Here is a 20,467-nt window from a genome sequence, read left to right on the forward strand (position 1 = left end):
TCTCTTCCTACGGTCACCGTGACTCACCGGCGAAGTTCGTTTACGAGGCCGAATTCCGATGCATTACCCGCACCGTGCACATGGCCGTCAGTCTTCCGATGGGTTGTTGTAAACCATGTCGATCAAGTCATCGATGTCGAGCGCGTCAATCGATTCATCCGTGATGCTCCGATCGATCTCACTGTGGCTTTCCTGCCCCTGTGCGAGCCTCATGAGTGCATCCAGCAGACCCGCGTCGCGCAGACGGGTGAGGGGGATTGTTCGGAGGGCGCTACGAATATCGTCGTCCGATAGATCTGTCGCCCGGTCGGGGTTGTGGTGGTCGGTGAACTCGTCGGCCAGGTATTCGGCCAGAGCCCGCGGAGTCGGATAGTCGAATACCAGAGTCGCAGGTAACCGCAGACCCGTAACAGCTTTGAGGGCGTTACGGAACTCGATCGCTGTGAGCGAATCGAAACCCAACTCGCTGAAAGCCCTATCGACAACAACCGCATTCGCATTCTGATGACCGAGAATCATGGCAACCTGACCACGCACGATCTCCACGAGCACATCGAAACGTGCACTGTCAGGAGTGTTCGCCAACCGAGCACGTAGTGCCGTGCCGGCACCGGAGGCCGCGGTGCGGCGAGCGGGGACAAGGCCGGAAAACAGGGCCGCGGCGAACCCCGCGCTGCGCATCCCCTCCAGATCGAGCCGGGCCAGGATGGGGGCCGCTACGTCGATCTCGGTGGCCGCATCGAACAGCGCCACGCCCTGTTCCTCCGCCAACGGCAGCAGACCCGAACGCGACATACGAAGCCGGTCGACGTCGCCGAGCTCCGCGGCCATACCCCCGTCCATGCCCCACAGACCCCACGCAAGAGACTGCCCGCAACGCCCGGATGCTCTGCGGTGCGCCGCCAGCGCATCCAGGCACGCGTTGGCCGCGGAATAGTTACCCTGACCAGGGTTGCCGAACGCACCGGCCGCCGAACTGAACAGCACGAACGCTTTCAGGGGCAGATCGGCGGTCAGTTCATGCAGGTGCAAGGCGGCATCGACCTTGGGCCGCAACACCACGTCCATCCGATCCGCGGTAAGCGAACCGATGGCAGCATCGTCGAGCACACCAGCGGTATGGAAGACACCGGCGAGTGGACGGTCCGCAGGAACATCGGCCAACACCCTGGCGAGCGCACCGCGATCGGCGACATCGCAGTCGACGAACTCGACCTCCGCACCGAGACGCCGCAGTTGCGCCCGCAGCTCAGCGGAGCCGGGAGCGGACGCGCCACGCCTACTCAACAGCAGCAAGCGACGGACACCGCGGGTGGCGACCAGGTGCCGGGCGAACAACCCACCGAGGAAGCCGCTGGCACCGGTGATCAGCACAGTATCGTCCGGATCGAAAGCGGAACTCACAGCTGAAGCGATCACCGGAGCGGAGGCCGCTCGGGCGAGTCGCGCAGCGTATACCTGCCCGCCACGCACAGCCGCCTGCGGTTCCTTCGAAGCCAGAATCACGCCGAGCAGTCCGTCGATATCGGAATCGGTGTCTATCAACACGATTCGGCCAGGACTTTCCGCTTGCGCCGAACGAACCAGACCGGATACAGCGGCACCGGCCAGGTTCGTAATGTCCTCACCGGCAACCGATATCGCACCACTGGTCCGAACCACCAGCACCGATTCGCTGAACCGATGATCGGCAAAGGACTGAAGCACCTGCAACACACCGTGCGTCGCCGCACGAACGGCGGCGGGATCATTGCCCGCCGGGCAATCCAGCACCACCGTGGCCGGAACCTCGTCACCGAGATCCGCCCACGCAACAGCCGACCCTTTCGAGCGACCTGACAAGCGGTCGCTAGCGGTGACCTCGGCGTCGGACACCGAGATCGGTATCCAATCGACCTGAAACAACGCATTATCGACAGTGGACGCACCGGCCGTGAGCTGTGTGGGATCAATCGGCCGGGAAGCCAGTCGCCGCACGGTGGCCACCGGAGCACCAGTCGGGTCCGCGAGATCCACAGCAACAGCGTGCTCGCCGACGGGGGTCAGCCGAACACGCAAAGCGTTGGCTCCGGACGCATGCACACTGACGCCGGACCACTCGAATGGCAATGCCGGACCGGTCCCATCCGCAGACTTGTGGCCGACCGACAGCAGAACATGCAGAGTCGCATCGAGCAGTGCCGGATGGACCCCGAAACCCTTGGCCTCCTGCGGGTCCGGCAGCGCGACCTCGGCGAACAATTCCTCGCCGCGTCGCCATGCCGCCTGGAGACCCTGGAAGTGGGGACCGTACCCGTACCCGGCATCGAGCAGTCGGTCGTAGACGCCGTCGATGTTCAGCGGCTGCGCACCGGCCGGGGGCCAGGAGACGAGATCGACGGCAGCCACCACTTCTCGAGATGTTTCAGCGAGCACGCCTTCGGCGTTCAGCGTCCAAGACAGCGCCGAATCGACGTCCCCATCGGGGCAGGAGAAGATCCGCACCGCACGACGGCCCGTCTCGTCCTCGGCACCGACGACAGTGCGTACCGCAACCCCGCTGGACTCCGAAAGCATCAGTGGGGCTTGCAGGACCAAGTCCTCCAGACTCGAACAGCCCACCTGCTCCCCCGCATGCAGGGCGAGTTCGACCAGACCGGTACCGGGGAACAACACGGTGCCCAGCACCGTGTGATCGGCCAACCAAGGATGCGCCTGCACCGACAGGCGACCGGTCAAGATCACCGCGCCGGAGTCCGGCTGCGATACCACCGCCGAAACCAGCGGGTGTCCGGTAGTCGCCAGACCCATCGACCGAGCGTCACCACTGCCGGAAGACCCCTCGGGCATCCAATAACGCCGACGCTGGAAAGCATAGGTGGGCAAGTCGATTCGCTGTGCTCCGGTATCGGCGTACAGAGTGGCCCAGTCGACGTCGGCACCGGTCACGAACAGCTCGGCCACGCCACCCGACACCGTGGACGGACCGGCGTCATCTCGACGCGCCAATGCCACCACCGCAGCAGCCGCGCCATCCTCGTCATCGAGCGTCTGGGCGATCATCGGAGTCAACACCGCATCGGGCCCGACCTCGGCGAACCTCGACACCCCCATTCCCGCCATCGCGGCGACCGCATCAGCGAACCGCACCGGCTCCCGGACCTGACCCACCCAATACGACGGATCACACATCTCGTCGCCGATCCGCGCACCGGTCACCGACGACACCAGCGCAATGCTTGGGCGGGTGAATTCCAGACCCTTTATCGCCGCGCCGAATTCGGCAAGCATCGGCTCCATCAACACCGAGTGGAAAGCATGCGAAACCCGCAATCGATGGGTCCGCCAACCCTGTTCGGCACACCGCTCAGCGATAGCCACGACAGCGTCCTCCTCACCCGAGAGCACCACCGAAGCCGGGCCATTCACCGCCGCGATCGACACGTCACCGGCCACCAACAGCGGGAGCACATCGGTCTCGGAGGCACCGACAGCGACCATCGCGCCACCCGTCGGCAGCGCTTGCATCAACCGGCCACGCGCCGCCACCAAAACACACGCATCCGCCAACGACAACACCCCCGCCACATGCGCGGCCGCGACCTCACCAATCGAATGACCCGCCACCACATCCGCACGCACACCCCACGATTCCAGCAGCCGGAACAACGCCACCTCGAACGCGAACAACCCCGCCTGCGCGAACACCGTCCGATCCACCAGATCGCCGTCCGCCAACGCCGCAACCAACGAAACCGACTGCCCCAGCAGCAGATCCAACTCGACAACAATCGCATCGAAATGCTCGGCAAACACCGGATACGCATTGTGGAGCTCCGTAGCCATACCAGCCCACTGCGCACCCTGACCCGAAAACACCACACCCGTCGAACCCGCCACCACACGACCGGTCACCACACCAGGTGCCTGCACACCCGCAGCCAACGCCCGCGCACCCGCCAGCAGACCGTCACGGTCCTCGGCCATGACAACAGCCCGGTGCTCGAAAACACCACGCGCCGATGCCAACGAGAAACCTATATCGATCGAGTTGTGTTCGCCCACATGCGATATCAGGCGGGCAGCTCGAGCGGCAAGAGCCTCACCACTGCGTGCCGAGAGCATCCACGTCAACACTGCCGAATCCAGCACCGGAGCCTGCTCTGCCACCGGCTCGGTCACCGGGGCCTGCTCCACGATGACGTGAGCGTTCGTGCCGCTGATACCGAACGAGGACACCCCAGCACGACGCGGCCGGTCGGTTTCAGGCCACGGCCGCGACTCGGTCAACAAACGCACATGCCCGTCGGACCAATCAACCTTCGTCGAGGGCTGATCGACATGCAGAGTTCGCGGCAGCAGCCCATGCCGCATCGCCATCACCATCTTGATCACACCACCCACACCCGCAGCAGCCTGGGCGTGACCGATGTTGGACTTCAACGACCCCAACCACAACGGACGATCCGCAGCACGATCCTGCCCATAGGTCGCCAACAGCGCTTGCGCCTCGATCGGATCACCCAGGGTGGTACCCGTGCCGTGGGCCTCCACGGCGTCGACCTCGTCCGGAGCGATACCGGCGTTCGCCAACGCTCGGCGGATCACCCGCTGCTGTGACGGACCATTCGGCGCCGAAAAACCATTCGACGCGCCATCCTGATTCACCGCCGAACCGGCAAGCACCGCCAGCACCTGATGACCATTACGGCGGGCATCGGACAAACGCTCCAACACCAGCACACCGGCGCCTTCTGACCAACCGACACCATCTGCCTTGTCCGCGAAGGACTTACACCGCCCATCCGGTGACAACCCCCGCTGCCGCCCGAATTCGAGGAACATGTCCGGAGTCGCCATCACGGCCACGCCACCGGCCAATGCCAGATCGCACTCCCCCGACCGCAGCGACTGCCCGGCCAGATGCATCGCTACCAGCGACGACGAACACGCTGTATCAACGGTGACCGACGGCCCTTCCAGGCCGAACACATACGACACCCGACCCGAGACCAAACTGCCTGCGGAACCGCTACCGGTCCCGGTCGCTCGGGCGTAGTCGTGATACATCAGACCGGTGAACACCCCGGTCGAACTGCCTCGCAGCACCGCGGGGTCCATTCCAGCGCGTTCCAACGCCTCCCAGGAGACCTCCAACAGCAAGCGCTGCTGCGGATCCATCATCGTGGCCTCGTTGGGGCTGATCCCGAAGAAGTCCGCATCGAAATCGGCTGCGGAGTACAAGAATCCACCACTACGCGTATAGGTCTTGCCCGCCCTGCCGGGTTCGGGATCGTAGATGCCCTCGATGTCCCAGCCTCGATCCGCTGGCATCTCTCCGGTGGTGTCAACGCCCGAGACGACCAGATTCCACAGGTCCTCCGGCGACGCGACACCACCCGGATACCGGCAGGCCATCGCCACCACAGCGATCGGCTCGTCGTCGACTCGGATTCGACTGACCACGAGCTCTTCGACAGCTTCGGCGCCGGTGAGTTGCGAACCGATGAAGTCGGCGACGATTTGCGGATCGGGGTAATCGAAGATGAGCGTGGCCGGGAGGTGCAGACCGGTCGCGGCGTTGAGTTTGTTGCGAAACTCGATCGCGCTCAACGAGTCGAACCCGAGCTGCTGGAAAGCCCGCTGGGGTTCGACAGTATCGATGGAAGCGTGCCCGAGGATACCGGCGGCAACCGACCGGACAAGGTCGACCAGAGCACTATTGCGGTCGGAATCCGACAGGTCCGCCAGCTTCTGCACAATCGCCTGACCCGCCGGGGTCCTGCTGTGACGCCGCGCTGTTTCCGGCACGAGCGCGCGGACGAGAGCCGGGATCTGCTCGCCCCGAGTTCGAAGCACCGCCGGATCGACCCGCAGCGCTACCAGCTGAGCGGTATCGGTGGCTATCGCCGCATCGAACAATGCCAGACCGTCGACCTCGGTCAGCGGCGGGAAGCCCTGCCTGCGCATGCGATCGAAATCATCCGCGGACAGCTCCGTACCCAGGCCGCTCGATCGCGCCCACATGCCGTAGTCGAGTGAGGTCGCGGGCAGCCCCGACCCGTGACGATGCGCCGCGAGAGCGTCCAGAAAGACGTTCGCCGCAGCGTAATTGGCTTGGCCCGCGGCCAGCACCAACCCACCCGCCGAGGACAACAGCACGAACAGCGACAGCGACCGATCACGCGTGAGCTCGTGCAGATGCCACGCGGCATCGACCTTGGGCCGGAACACAAAATCGATCCGGTCGGCCGTAATCGACTCGATCACACCGTTATCGGCGGTTCCCGCCGCATGAACCACACCCACCAGCGGATGCTCGTCGGAGATACCGTCCAGCAGTGCGGCCAGCGCAGACCGATCGGACACATCGCACGCGGCAATGGTGACCTCGGCCCCGAGCCCGACCAACTCATCACGCAACTCAGCGGCACCGGGAGCCTCCGGGCCGCGCCTGGACGTCAGAAGCAGATGCCCCACACCATGTTCGGCCACCAGATGCCGAGCGATCACCGCACCCAGACCGCCGGTGCCACCGGTCACCAGCACGGTCCCCGGCTCGGTCAGCCGCACAATCGTGCCCGGTGCGTGGCGGGTCAAACGCGGCACGAGCACGGTCGTGCCGCGTAGCGCAGCCTCCGGTTCCTCAGCAGCGGCTGCCGCCGCGGTCGCGACAGCGAACAGGTCACCGTCCTGATCCAGGTCGACAAGCTGGAACCGCTCCGGGTGCTCAGCCTGCGCGGCACGCAGCAGCCCCCACACCGGCGCCTGATCCAGACGCACGTGCTCGGATTCGGCGACGGCCACCGCTTGTCTGGTCAACACAACCAAACGAGAAGCATTGAAACGGGTTTCGGCCAGCCAACCCTGGACAGTGCCGAGCACACCGGCCACGATCTGCCGCGCCGCCGCGGTCGGCGGACCGTCGGAGAGCGGGCACTCGAGCAGCACGATGTCAGGAACAACCGACTCCTCGGCCGCGTCCAGATCGGTGATCAACGCCGCGAGATCGCGATAGCGCCGCACATCACCGGAACTCTGGTCACCGCGGTTGTGGCCGGAACCGAGCACCGCCACGTGGCCGGGGTCGACACCTACCACCGGCGACAGCGCAGTGGTGGCCCATTCCACGCCGAAGAGGGCATTCGACACCCGGTCCGCGCCCAGGCGTTCGGCCGATACTGGCCGAGACACCAGAGCTCCCACCGAGAGCACGGGTCTGCCCTGGTCGTCGGCTATCTGCACGGCGAAGTTGTCGCCTTCGGCGACGCTCCGCACCCGCACGGCCGCAGCACCGGCCGAGTGCATGACCACACGGTTCCAGGCGAAGGGCAGCACCGCGGAACCACTGCCGCTGCGACGACCATGAATGATCCCGGCATGCAGGGCCGAGTCGAACAGCGCGGGGTGGATCCCGAAACCCTCGGCCGCCCTCGGGTCCGGTAGCGCGACCTCGGCGAACAATTCCTCGCCACGCCGCCATGCCGCCCGCAACCCCTGGAAGAACGGGCCATACCCATACCCGAGTTCGAGCAACTCGTCATAGGCACTGTCGACAGGCAACGGCTGGGCCCCGACCGGAGGCCACGGAGTCAGATCGAAATCAGCCGCCACATCACCGGGCGCGAGCACGCCCTCGGCGTGCATCGACCACGGGCTCTCGGCAGCTTGTCGAGAATGGACAGTCAGTCGTCGGCGACCGGCCTCGTCGGCGGCGGCCACCACAACCTGTACCGCGACACTGCCTTCGGCGGGCAACGTCAACGGGGTGTGCAGGACAAGCTCGTCCACCACCGCACAGCCCAACAGGCCGCCGACATGACTGGCCAGCTCGACGAACCCGGTACCCGGCAGCAACACGACCCCGTGCACGCTGTGGTCGGCCAACCATTCCACCGAGTCCACCGACCAACGGCCGGTGAAGCTGACCGCACCCGACTCCGGGTGCGGCACAACAGCTCCGAGCAAGGGATGATCCACCGCATCGAGCCCGGCAGCGCGTATCGCGCCCAGTTCGGCCCCGAGCCACGACTGTGCGAACATCTGCCGGGCATCGAGCCAGAAATGCTCATGTTGGAAGGCGTAGGTAGGCAAGTCGATTCGCCGTGCCCCGGTCCCGGCGTACAAACCGGCCCAATCGACGTGAGCGCCGGCCACGAACAATCCGGCCACCCCGCTCAGCACGGTGGGCACATCGGCATGCTCTCGACGCGCCAGCGCCACCACCGCAGCGGCCGCAACCGCGCCATCCACGATTTGGGCGACCATCGGAGTCAGCACCGCGTCGGGACCGACCTCGGCGAACCGGGACACGCCCAAACCGCTAGCCGTGACGACCGCATCGGCGAATCGGACGGTCTCCCGCACCTGACCGACCCAGTACGCCGGATCGGTCATCTCGTCGACGACCTGGGTGCCGGTCACCGTGGACACAAGCACAATGCTGGGGCGGGTGAATTCCAAACCCTCTATCGCCGTGGCGAATTCGGCCAGCATCGGCTCCATCAACACCGAGTGGAAAGCATGGGAGACCCGCAAACGATGCGTGCGCCAACCATTTTCGACGCACGTGCCGACAACAGCCAGGACAGCTTCTTCGACACCGGAGAGCACCACCGAGGACGGACCGTTGACCGCCGCGATCGACACTTCACCGGACAACAACGGCAGCACATCGGCTTCCGAGGCACCGACAGCGACCATCGCGCCACCCGTCGGCAGCGCTTGCATCAACCGGCCACGCGCCGCCACCAGCACACACGCATCCGCCAACGACAACACCCCCGCCACATGCGCGGCCGCGACCTCACCAATCGAATGACCCGCCACCACATCCGCACGCACACCCCACGATTCGAGCAGCCGGAACAACGCCACCTCGAACGCGAACAACCCCGCCTGCGCGAACACCGTCCGATCCACCAGATCGCCGTCCGCCAACGCCGCAACCAACGAAACCGACTGCCCCAGCAGCAGATCCAACTCGACAACAATCGCATCGAAATGCTCGGCAAACACCGGATACGCATTGTGGAGCTCCGTAGCCATACCAGCCCACTGCGCACCCTGACCCGAAAACACCACACCCGTCGAACCCGCCACCACACGACCGGTCACCACACCAGGTGCCTGCACACCCGCAGCCAACGCCCGCGCACCCGCCAGCAGATCGTCACGGCCCTCAGCCACGACAACCCCGCGATGTTCGAACACACTTCGCCTCGACGCCAGCGAGAAACCGATGTCAATCGGATCATGTTCGCCCACATGCGATGTCAAACGATCAGCCTGGGCGGCAAGAGCGTCGCTACCGCGTGCCGAAACCACCCACGGCAACACGGCCTGAACGGTCCGCACACCCTGCACCGGAGCCTGTTCCGCCACCGGAGCCTGTTCCAGGATGACGTGCGCGTTGGTCCCACTGATACCGAACGAGGACACCCCAGCACGACGCGGACGACCCGACTCCGGCCACGCCACCGACTCGGTCAGCAATCGGATATGGCCCTCGGTCCAATCAACCTTGGTACTGGGCTGATCCACATGCAGAGTTCGCGGCAACACACCATGGCGCATCGCCATCACCATCTTGATCACACCACCCACACCCGCAGCAGCCTGAGCATGACCAATGTTGGACTTCAACGAACCCAACCACAACGGGCGATCCGCAGCACGGTCCTGTCCATAGGTGGCCAACAGTGCTTGCGCTTCGATCGGGTCTCCGAGGGTAGTGCCGGTGCCGTGGGCTTCGACCGCGTCCACCTCGACCGGCGACACCCCAGCATTCGCCAACGCCTGCCGGATCACCCGCCGCTGCGACGGACCATTCGGCGCAGTCAAACCATTCGACGCACCATCCTGATTCACCGCCGAACCCACCATCACCGCCAAAACCTGATGGCCATTGCGCTGGGCGTCGGACAAACGCTCCAACACCAACACACCAGCACCTTCCGACCAACCCACCCCATCGGCCGAATCGGAGAACGACTTACACCGCCCGTCCGGCGCAAGTCCCCGCTGCCGACTGAACTCGACAAAGACCTCCGGGGTTGCCATCACGGCCACACCACCGGCCAACGCCAGATCGGATTCACCCGACCGCAACGACTGCGCGGCCAAATGCATGGCCACCAGCGATGACGAACACGCTGTATCAACGGTGACCGACGGCCCTTCCAGACCGAACACATACGAGACTCGACCGGAAGCGATGGATCCCACGTTCGCATTGGCCGGATAGTCGTGATACATCATCCCGGTGAAGACCCCGGTCGGACTGCCACGCAGCGCGGTGGGGTCGAACCCGGCCCGCTCCAACGCCTCCCATGAGGTCTCCAGCAGCAGAAACTGCTGCGGATCCATCATCGCGGCCTCATTCGGGCTGATATTGAAAAAGCCCGGATCGAATTCGCCGGCAGAATGGAGGAAGCCACCCTCGCGCGTGTAGGAGGTGTGTGGTGTCGCGCCGGTGGGATCGTAGAGACGTCCGGTATCCCAGCCTCGATTTTCGGGGAATTCCGACGTCGCGTCGGTCCCGTCTACGACCAAATTCCACAGAGCCTCAGGCGAATTGACACCGCCTGGGTACCGGCAGGCCATACCGACGATCGCAATCGGTTCATCGTCGACAGCTTTGGCGGCAGTGACCGCGATGTCGCGCCCGGCGCCCGCGAGCTCGTCGGCCAGGTATGTGGCGAGAGTCCGTGATGTCGGGTAGTCGAAGACCACCGCAGCCGAAAGCGGCAGGCCGGTGGCGGTTTTGAGTCGGTTACGCAGTTCGACCGCGCCGAGCGAATCGAAGCCGAGGTCCTGGAACACGCGGTCGGGATCGATCGCGGACGCACCGTCATGACCGAGCACAGCCGCGACGTGCGTGCGCACGGTATCGAGCACCACCTGTCGCTGCCGATCGGCGTCCAAACCGGCCAGTCGTTGCCGTAGACCCGACACCACCGCCGAAGTCGCCGCCGGGCGCTGGGCCGCCGCCGGTGCCAGCTTCCGCAGCAACGGTGGCAGTAGTCCGGCATCGGCCTGGGCGCGGATCGCGGTGGAGTCCACCACGGCGATCACCGCATGTGCCCTGTCCCGTTCGAGTACCGCATCCCATCCGGCCAACGCTTGCTCGTCCGACATCGCGATGAATCCGCCGCGACTCATCCGGGCCACATCGGTCTCACCCAGATGTCCGGTCATACCGCTCGAGCGTGCCCACATACCCCACGCCAGCGACTGGCCGGCCAACCCTCGTGCTCGCCGGTATGCCACCAGCCCGTCGAGGAAGGTGTTCGCGGCCGCGTAGTTGCCCTGTCCGGGACCACCGACTGTGCCCGATACCGAGGAGAACACTACGAACGCCGCTAGATCCAGATCCGCGGTCGCCTCGTGCAGATGCCAGGCAGCATCCGCTTTCGGTGCCAGTACCGCGTCCACCCGCTGCGCGGTCAACGACGCAATGACCCCGTCGTCGAGCACACCCGCGGCATGGATCACACCCGTCAAGGGCCACTGGGCGGGTACTTCGGCCAGTAACCCGGCCACCGCGTCGGCATCGGTGACATCACAGGCAACCACCCGCACCTGTGCCCCCGATTGCGCCAACTCGGCGCACAGCGATGCCACGCCCTCGGCCCGCGGACCGCTGCGGCTCACCAGCAGCAACGACCGCACGCCGTGCTCGACCACCACATGCCGAGCCACCACAGCCCCCAAACCACCGGTACCGCCGGTGATCAGCACCGTCCCCGCACCGAAGCCGGGAGCAGCGCCGCCCTCCACGGCGGACACCGCACTGTCGGCTGTGACGGTTATGGGTCGGGTGAGTCGCGCGGTGTGGGTGACACCGGCGCGCACGACTACCTGTTGTTCGTCGACGGCCATGATGGTGGCCGCGAGTTGCTCGTCGACGACAGTGTCCGCATCGACCAATACGATCCGACCCGGATCCTCCGTCTGTGCTGTACGCACCAAACCCCACACCGCGGCACCGGCGAGGTCGGTGAGGTCTTCACCGGGCAGCGCGACCGCGCCGCGCGTGGCGATCAACAGGGTGCTGGAGGCGAAGCGGTCCTGATCCAGCCACGCCTGCACCACCTGGAGTATCCGTGCGACTTCGGTGTGGACAGTGGTCACCACGTCGGCGCCGGTGTGTTCGTTCCACCCGGCCCCGGCATCGACCACCACCACCGGGGCCACCGGATCCACCGGATCCAATCGGTCCCACCGATCCACCCCCACATGTCGAGGTGTCGCAGCCACCACCGCGGGCTCGGACGAGATCGGTGACCACACCAGCTCCAGTACCGGTGCGGCCGGTCCGCCCGCACCTGCGGCGGCGGCCGCGGCGAGCTGCTCGAGTGGCGTCGACCGGGTTGTCATCGATCCCGACAACACCGGTTGTCCCTGCTCATCGGCCACCGACACCGACATCGACGATCCGGTCGTGGTCAGGCGCACGCGCAGTATCGACGCTTCGGCTGCGTACAGCGACACCGACTCCCACGAGAACGGCAACACCACCTGCCCCGCCTCGACCGTGAACTGTGACTGTCCCGCACCGCTTTCGAGCACTCCGGCCAGCGGTCCCGCGTGCAAGGCCGCGTCCAGCAGCGCCGGATGGATCCCGAATCCCTCGGCTCGCACCCCGGTGTCCGCACCGACTGCGATCTCGGCGAATACCTCCGCACCGCGTCGCCACAACGCCCGCACACCCTGAAACGCCGGACCGTAGTCGTAACCACGCGCCAGCAGGCCCGTGTACGCGGCCGCGATATCGACACCGATCGCCGCGACCGGCGGCCATACCCCCGGCCCGGGGTCGGTCGTGTCGTCTCGGGTGGTCAGCAGGCCCCGCGCGTGTAGTACCCACTGTCCGTCGCGGTCGTCCGCACCTCGGGAGTAGATCGATATCGGCCGCTGCGGGGACTCATGTTCGGGCCCGCCGACGACAACCTGGATCTGCACACCGCCCGCCGCGGGCAGCACCAGTGGCGCCTGCAGCATCAATTCCTCGATCACCGGGCACCCGGCCTCGGCACCGGCACGCAACGCCAACTCCACGAAGCCGGTCCCTGGCAACAGCACCAACCCGGCGACTACGTGGTCGGCCAGCCAGGGCTGTGTCGCTACCGACATCCGGCCGGTCAGTAGCACGCCGCCGGACTCAGGTACCGACACCATCGCACCGAGCAACGGATGCTCCACCACACCCAAACCTGCCGATTCGACACCAGCGGTGCTGAGAGAGGGCTCGAGCCAGTAGCGACGGCGCTGGAAAGCATAGGTGGGCAACGACACTCGTGAGACCGAGCGAGCCGCGAAGAACACCTTCCAGTCGGCATCGACACCGACCGCGTGCAGATGCGCCAAGCAGTTCACGAACTGCTCGACCTCAGGCCGCCCTCGACGTACTCCGGCAACCACCAGCGACTGCGATTCGATATCGTCCGCTAAGCATTGCCGGGTCATTGCCGTGAGCACGGCATCAGGACCGATTTCCAGGAATCGACGGGCACCCGAGGCCACCAGGGTGTCTACGCCCCGAGCGAACTGAACGGTCGCCCGCACCTGCCGCACCCAGTAGGCGGGGTCCAGGACTTCATCGCCGGCAATCCGGCCGGATAGATTCGATACCAGTGGAATCTGTGGGCGATGGTAGGTGACATCCCGTGCGACGGACTCGAACTCGGCCAGCATCGGTTCCATTCGGCGTGAATGGAACGCATGCGACACTCGCAACCGCGATGTCTTCCGCCCGCGGTCGGCAAACCACTGCTCGAGTGCCGTCACCGCGTCCTCATCACCGGAAACCACAACAGCCACAGGCGAATTCACTGCGGCGATAGATGCTCGGTTCGTCTCGTCGGCGAGCGCCTCGGATACCTCGAGCTCGCTCGCCGCGATGGCCAGCATCGCGCCGCCTTCCGGCAGCTGCCCCATGAGGCGACCGCGCGCTGCGACCAGTCGGCACGCGTCCGGTAGCGACCACACACCGGCTATGTGCGCGGCGGCCAACTCACCGATCGAATGTCCGACCAGGACATCAGGCGTCACACCGAACGAGTCCAAGAGTCGGCACAGCGCGACTTCGTACGCGAACAGCGCGGGTTGGGTGAACTCTGTCCGATCCAGAACACTGGCATCAGCAATGTCAGGACCACCATCGACCAGCTGACCGGTGAACATCAACCGCTCGAGCGAACCGCCGAGTAGTGGATCGAACTGCTCGCAGATCTCATCCAGCGCGGACGCGAAAACTGGGAACGCCTTGTACAGTTCACGCCCCATCCCGACCCGCTGCGCGCCCTGCCCGGTGCACAAGAAGGCCGCCTTACGCGTCACCGCCTGCCCTGTGGTCACGCCATCGGCGGAGCTCGTCGATCCTTCTTCGGCAAGCGCTCTCAGTCCGGCGAGCATCGTGTCCCGGTTGTCGCCCACCACCGTGCCCCGCCAGTCCAGCTGAGCGCGGGTCGTCAACAGTGAATAGCCGATATCGTCGACTGTCCGGTCGGGGTGTTCGGTCACCCATTGCAGCAATTTGGCCGCCTGTGCACGCAGGCCTTCCTCGGTTTTCGCCGACACCAGCCAGGGGGAAACGCCGGACGTCACTGCTTGCGCACCACGATCGGCGTCATCTGCCGATTCGGCAGTGGCCGCCGCCGGAACAGGGGCCTCCTCCAGAATCAGGTGAGCGTTGGTGCCGCTGGCGCCGAAAGAGGACACCCCGGCGCGGCGCACCCGCTCTCCCGCGGGCCACGGTTCTGCCGTGGTGAGTAGCCGCACCGATCCTGCCGACCAGTCGACATGTGGGGTCGGAGCGTCGACATGCAATGTCGCGGGCAGCATTTCGTGGCGCAATGCCTGCACCATCTTGATCACACCGCCGATACCGGCCGCGGCGGAGGTGTGTCCGATGTTCGACTTGAGCGAACCGATACGCAGCGGATCTCCGACGCGATTGCGACCGTAGGCGGCGATCAACGCCTGCGCCTCGATCGGGTCTCCGAGGGGAGTGCCGGTGCCGTGCGCTTCGACCACATCGACGTCGGCGGGCGTCAAACCGGCATTAGCCAGGGCCTGCGCAACCACCTTTTCCTGCGAAGGACCGTTCGGCGCGGTCAGACGGTTGCTGGCACCGTCCTGGTTGACCGCGCTGCCGCGGATGACCGCGAGGATATGGTGACCATGACGGCGTGCATCCGATAGCCGCTCCACCACGAGCATCCCGAGGCCCTCGGAGATTCCCGTCCCGTTCGCCGCTGCCGCGAATGCCTTGCACCGTGCATCCGAGGACAGCGCGCGCTGCCGAGCGAAAGCGAGCAGCTGGGTGGGGTCGGACATCACGGTGACCCCACCGACCAGGACGAGAGAGCTCTCGCCTTGACGCAACGCCTGACAAGCGAGGTGCAGAGCCACCAACGACGACGAGCACGCGGTGTCCACCGAGATCGCCGGACCTTTGAAACCGAAGGTGAAAGCGACCCGCCCGGACAGGATGCTCGCCGAAACCCCTAGGTAGGCATGGCCTTCCGACTCGGCGGTCAGACCCGGCGAACCCACGCGGTGGCCGTAATCCTGGTGGATCACCCCGGCAAACACACCGGTGTCGCTGCCGCGCAGCGACACCGGATCGATACCGGCGGCCTCCAATGCCTCCCATGCCGCTTCCAGGAATAAGCGCTGCTGCGGATCCATTGCCATCGCCGCGCGCGGACCGATTCCGAAGAATCCCGCGTCGAAATCGGCTACCCCATCCAAGAATCCACCTTGCCGGGTGTAGACAGTCCCCGGCGTATCGGGGTCGGTGTCGAACAGGCGCTCGAGGTCCCAGCCTCGGTCGGTTGGGAATGGACCGATGGCGTCGGTACCGGAAGCGACCAGCTCCCACAGCTGCGCCGGAGTTTCGACACGGCCCGGATATCGGCAGCTCATGCCGACGATCGCGATCGGTTCGCTGGCACGCTCTTCCAGCTGATGAATGTGCTTGTTGGCGGCGCGGAGGTCGCCGGTGACCTTCCTCAGGTACCGACTGAGCCGTTCCTCGTTGCCGGTGCCTGGGTTGCTCGTGCCGGGGTTGCTCATGCTGGGCCAAACTCCTCGTCGATCAGATCCAAGAGCTCACTATCGGAATGGGATCGGAGATCGTCGTCGTACCCACCGTCCGACCACTGGCCGGTCAGGTAGGTGCGGAGACGCTCGTTGACACCCCGCAATCCGGCGACGGTCTCGTCGCTATCGCTGCCATTGGCGATAATCCGCTCGAGCAGGGCCTCGAGCCGTGTGATGTCCTCTGGCACCGTGGACACCAGTTGCGTGGGCGTCGTAACCACGGTCTGCGCCAGCAAGTAGTCCGCGACATCTCCCGCGGTCGGGTAGTCGAACACCAAGGTCGAGGGCAGCGACAGCCCCGTTACCAGCGAAAGCCGGTTACGGAACTCGATTCCGCCCAGGGAATCGAAGCCGAGTTCGGCGAAGCCACGATCGGGTCCGATGTCGTCGACCGACCCGTAACCCAGCACCGCCGCCACGTGAGCGCGCACCAGATCCAGTACGACCCCATGTCGTTTCGCCTCCCGCACACCGTGCAGACGGTCCCCGAGCGAAAGTTCACCACGCGATGTCGTGGCCGACCGGCCGCGTGCGCGAACGAACCCGCGCAGCACCGCGGGTACCGGACCGGCATGCGCTTGCAGGCGCAGTTTGTCGGTATCCAGGTCCAACAACGCTGGCACCGGTTCGGCCGTGGTCAGCGATTCATCGAACAATCGCAAGCCGTCGGTGCGCTCCAGCCGGGCTAGGCCAAGGCGCTCCAAACGACCCATCGCGGCGCGATCCACAGCGCCGGTCATACCGAGGCCCTGCTGCCACGGCCCCCAGGCGAGTGCGAGTGCCGGTAGCCCTTCGGCGCGGCGTTGCATCGCGAGAGCGTCCAGGAAGCTGTTCGCGGCAGCGTAATTCGCTTGCCCCGCAGAACCGATCAGTCCCGCTATCGACGAGAACATCACGAACGCAGACAGATTCATGTCCCGAGTGAGCTCGTGCAGATACCACGCCGCATCGGCTTTAGGAGCGAAGACCCGATCGACCTGCTCAGTGGTGAGCGTGTGGAACGTGCTGTCGTCGAGCACGCCCGCGGTGTGCACGACACCGGTGAGTGGGTGCTCCACGGGCAGGCTCAACAGCAGATCTCCGAGCGCGTCACGATCGGTGACATCGCAGGCGGCAACCCGCACCTCGGCGCCCAATCGGGACAGTTCGGCCGCGAGTTCCCTTGCGCCGTCGGCACGCTCGCCACGGCGAGATACCAGCAGTAGCCGTCGCACACCATGCGCCGCTACCAAGTGTTGGGCAACAAGCGCGCCCAATCCCCCGGTCCCGCCGGTAATCAGAACGGTCCCGGACCCGAACGACACTTTCTCGGCGACCGGGGACGTCATCGCCTCCAGTCGCGGTGCCAGGAGGCGGTCACCCCGCAATGCCACCTGCGGCTCTCCAGTCGCGATCGCCGCTCGAATCGAGTCGGCCGAAACATAGGCACCACCTGATTCGTCTCCGTCGAGCAGCACAATCCGCCCCGGATACTCGGTCTGAGCGCTACGTATCAGCCCGCAGACCGCGGCCGACGCGGAATCCGGCCCCTCATCGGACAGTGCTGCCGCACGCCTGGTCACCACAACCAGCTGCGACTGTGCGAATCGCTCTTCGGACAGCCAGCCGCTGACCATGCGCAAGGCGGCCTTCACGCGATCGCTCGCCGATTGCCGCGAATCATCGTGCAGCGCATCAACTTCAGACCAAACTACGACATCCGGTACGGTCGAGGCCGCAGCGAGCGTCGCCAGATCCGGATACCGCTCGTCGATTCCGGCCACGTGAGCGACTCCGAGCACGGCCGCGCTCGGAGTCGGGGTGAGTCCGTCAGGCATCTCGACCGCCGCCCAGCGCAACCCATACCGTGCCGCATGTCCACCCGCCGGCGTGGCGCGGAATTGCTGCACGTCGTAGGAGCGCATGACCACTTCGTCGATGGAAACCACCGGAGTTCCGTCCTGGTCGACCGCGACGACGGTGATCGCCTCACTGCTGCGCTGAATGGCCATCACCCGCAAGGTCGTAACCTTGGACGTGGTGTGGAATTGCGTTCCGCCCCAACGAAACAAGAGTTTGCCGTCGACAGGTTCGCTCGGATGGCGGGGCAAGATCAAACAGGCAAGTCCGGCATGGGTCACCATATCGAACAGCGCCGGATGCAGCTGGAATCGTTCGGCCGAAACGTCCTGGTTCAAGGTGACCTCGGAGAAAACCGTGTCACCACTGCGCCATGCGGCGTCGACGCCGATGAACGAAGCACCGTATTCCAGTCCAGCGGCATGCGCCACATGGGCCGGAATCCAGTCGGTATCCACCGGTTCGGCGTCGACCGGCGGCCAGGGACCGCTTCGCAGCATGTCCATGAGTCCGATGTCGATCAGCGGTTGACCGCTCAACACGCCACTGGCGTTGCGCGTCCACTCGCTGTCGACGGCGTCGGTGCGGCGGTAGTGGAACGTGAAGGATCGACGTCCCGTGGGATCCGGCTCCCGCACCAGCACTTGGAGTTCGACGTCGCCGTCGGCCGGCGGGAGGATCGGCGCCTCGACGGTGAGCTCATCCACGGCACTACAGCCGATCCGCCGACCTGCGACCAGTAGCATCTCCATGAGCGCGGCGCTCGGGACGAACACCACACCGTAAGTAGTGTGGTCGGCGATCCATGGATGGGCGCGCAGTGAAAGGCGCCCTGTGAACAGCCACTCGTCGCGGTCGGCCACTCGCACCACGTCGGTGAGCAGCGGGTGTTCCGACGCATTACGGGGCTGCCCGAGGCCGGGTTCGAGCCAGTACCGCCGATGTTCGAAGGCGTAGGTGGGCAAGGCAACTCGTGACATCCGGTCGGTGAACAACCCATCCCAGTCGAGCGCCACCCCGGCGGTGTGGGCCTGGCAGAGCATCGTGAGGAACTGCTCGACCTCGTCGTGATCCCGGCGGGCCGCCGCGGCGACCACAGATCGAGCCTCCACATCCTCGGGAAGCGTGTGCCGTGTCATCGCCGCGAGCACCGCGTCGGGTCCGACTTCGAGGAACCGGCGCACGCCCGACGCCACCAACGTCTCGACACCGGGCGCGAAACGCACCGCGGCGCGCACCTGCGATACCCAGTACCCCGGATCCAGTATCTCGTCACCGGCGATCCGACCAGAGATGTTGGACACCAACGGAATCCGTGGAGCGTTGAAGGTTAATCCCGACGCCGCGGTCGCGAACTCGGCCAGCATCGGCTCCATCCGATGGGAATGGAACGCGTGCGACACCCGCAACCGGCTCGTCTTACGATCCGACTCGGTGAACAGCCGATCGATCTCATCGACGGCGTCCTGGTCACCCGAGACCACAATGGCCGCAGGCGCATTCACCGCCGCCACCGACACCCGATCACCGAATCCGGCGATCGCCGCGCCGATCTCGGCCTCGGACGCGGCGACCGCGAGCATCGCGCCGCCCTCCGGCAGCGCCTCCATCAGCCGTCCTCGTGCCGCGACCAGCTCGCAAGCGTCTTCCAGTGACCACACACCGGCTACATATGCCGCGCCCAGTTCACCGATCGAATGCCCCATCAACACATCCGGGACGATTCTGAACGACTCCAACAGCCGGTGCATCGCCACTTCGAACGCGAACAGCGCGGGTTGGGTCAATCGTGTCCGATCCAGAATCCCAGTCTCCGCTGACCTTTTCGAGCGACCTGACAAGCAGTCGCAAGCTGACCCTTTCGAACGACCTGACAAGCAGTCGCAAGCGGTGGTGACTCCCTGATCGTCGATCAGATGCCCGGTGAACATCGCTTCCTTCAGGGAACATCCGAGCAGCGGATCGAACTGGGCACAGACCTCGTCCAGCGCTGCGGCGAATACCGGGAAGGCATCGGCGAGACCAGCGCCCATGCCGATCCGCTGCGCGCCCTGACCGGTGAACAGGAAAGCGGTCTTCCCGGAGCCCGCCTGGCCGGAAACCACTCCGGCAGAGGAGGATCCGGCGGCCAGCTTCGACAACCGCGCCAGCAGTTCGTCGCGATCGCCGCCAAGGACCGCCGCCCGCGACTCGTGCTGCGCGCGTGTCGTCGCGAGCGCATGCGCGACGTCCCAGACATCCGCGTCGGGATTGCGAATCAACCACTGCCGCAAACGATCCGCCTGCGCCCGCAAACCCACCACGGAATTCCCCGACACCAACCACGGCACCACCGCCAACCCACGATCAGCAACCAGCGACGACACCACCAACTCCCCAACGGGAGCTTCCTCCAGAATCGCGTGAGCATTGGTACCACTGACACCGAACGACGAAACACCCGCCCGACGAACCCGCCCACCAACCGGCCACCGCTGGGCCTCGGTCAACAACTCGACCTCGCCCGCGGACCAGTCCACATGCGGGCTCGACTCGTCCG

General features: G+C 65.6%; 1 protein-coding gene and 1 pseudogene. Both read right to left on the reverse strand.

What is annotated here, in order from left to right; genetic code table 11:
* Positions 1–87: 87 nt before the first annotated feature.
* Complete coding sequence (locus tag ACLMAJ_RS18975) at positions 88–16,062, reverse strand: type I polyketide synthase (RefSeq protein ID WP_412015059.1); 15,975 nt, start codon at positions 16,060–16,062, stop codon at positions 88–90.
* A pseudogene (locus ACLMAJ_RS18980) lies at positions 16,059–20,447 on the reverse strand (SDR family NAD(P)-dependent oxidoreductase); the annotation flags it as partial. The gene ACLMAJ_RS18975 and the pseudogene ACLMAJ_RS18980, both read right to left, overlap by 4 nt.
* Positions 20,448–20,467 lie beyond the last annotated feature (20 nt).

The sequence above is a fragment of the Nocardia arseniciresistens genome, from assembly GCF_046764875.1.
Lineage (GTDB): Bacteria > Actinomycetota > Actinomycetes > Mycobacteriales > Mycobacteriaceae > Nocardia > Nocardia arseniciresistens.

Excerpts from the sequence above, each read along its gene's own strand:
- ACLMAJ_RS18975 (WP_412015059.1), bottom strand. The coding sequence starts at position 16,062 with ATGAGCAACCCCGGCACGAGCAACCCAGGCACCGGCAACGAGGAACGG.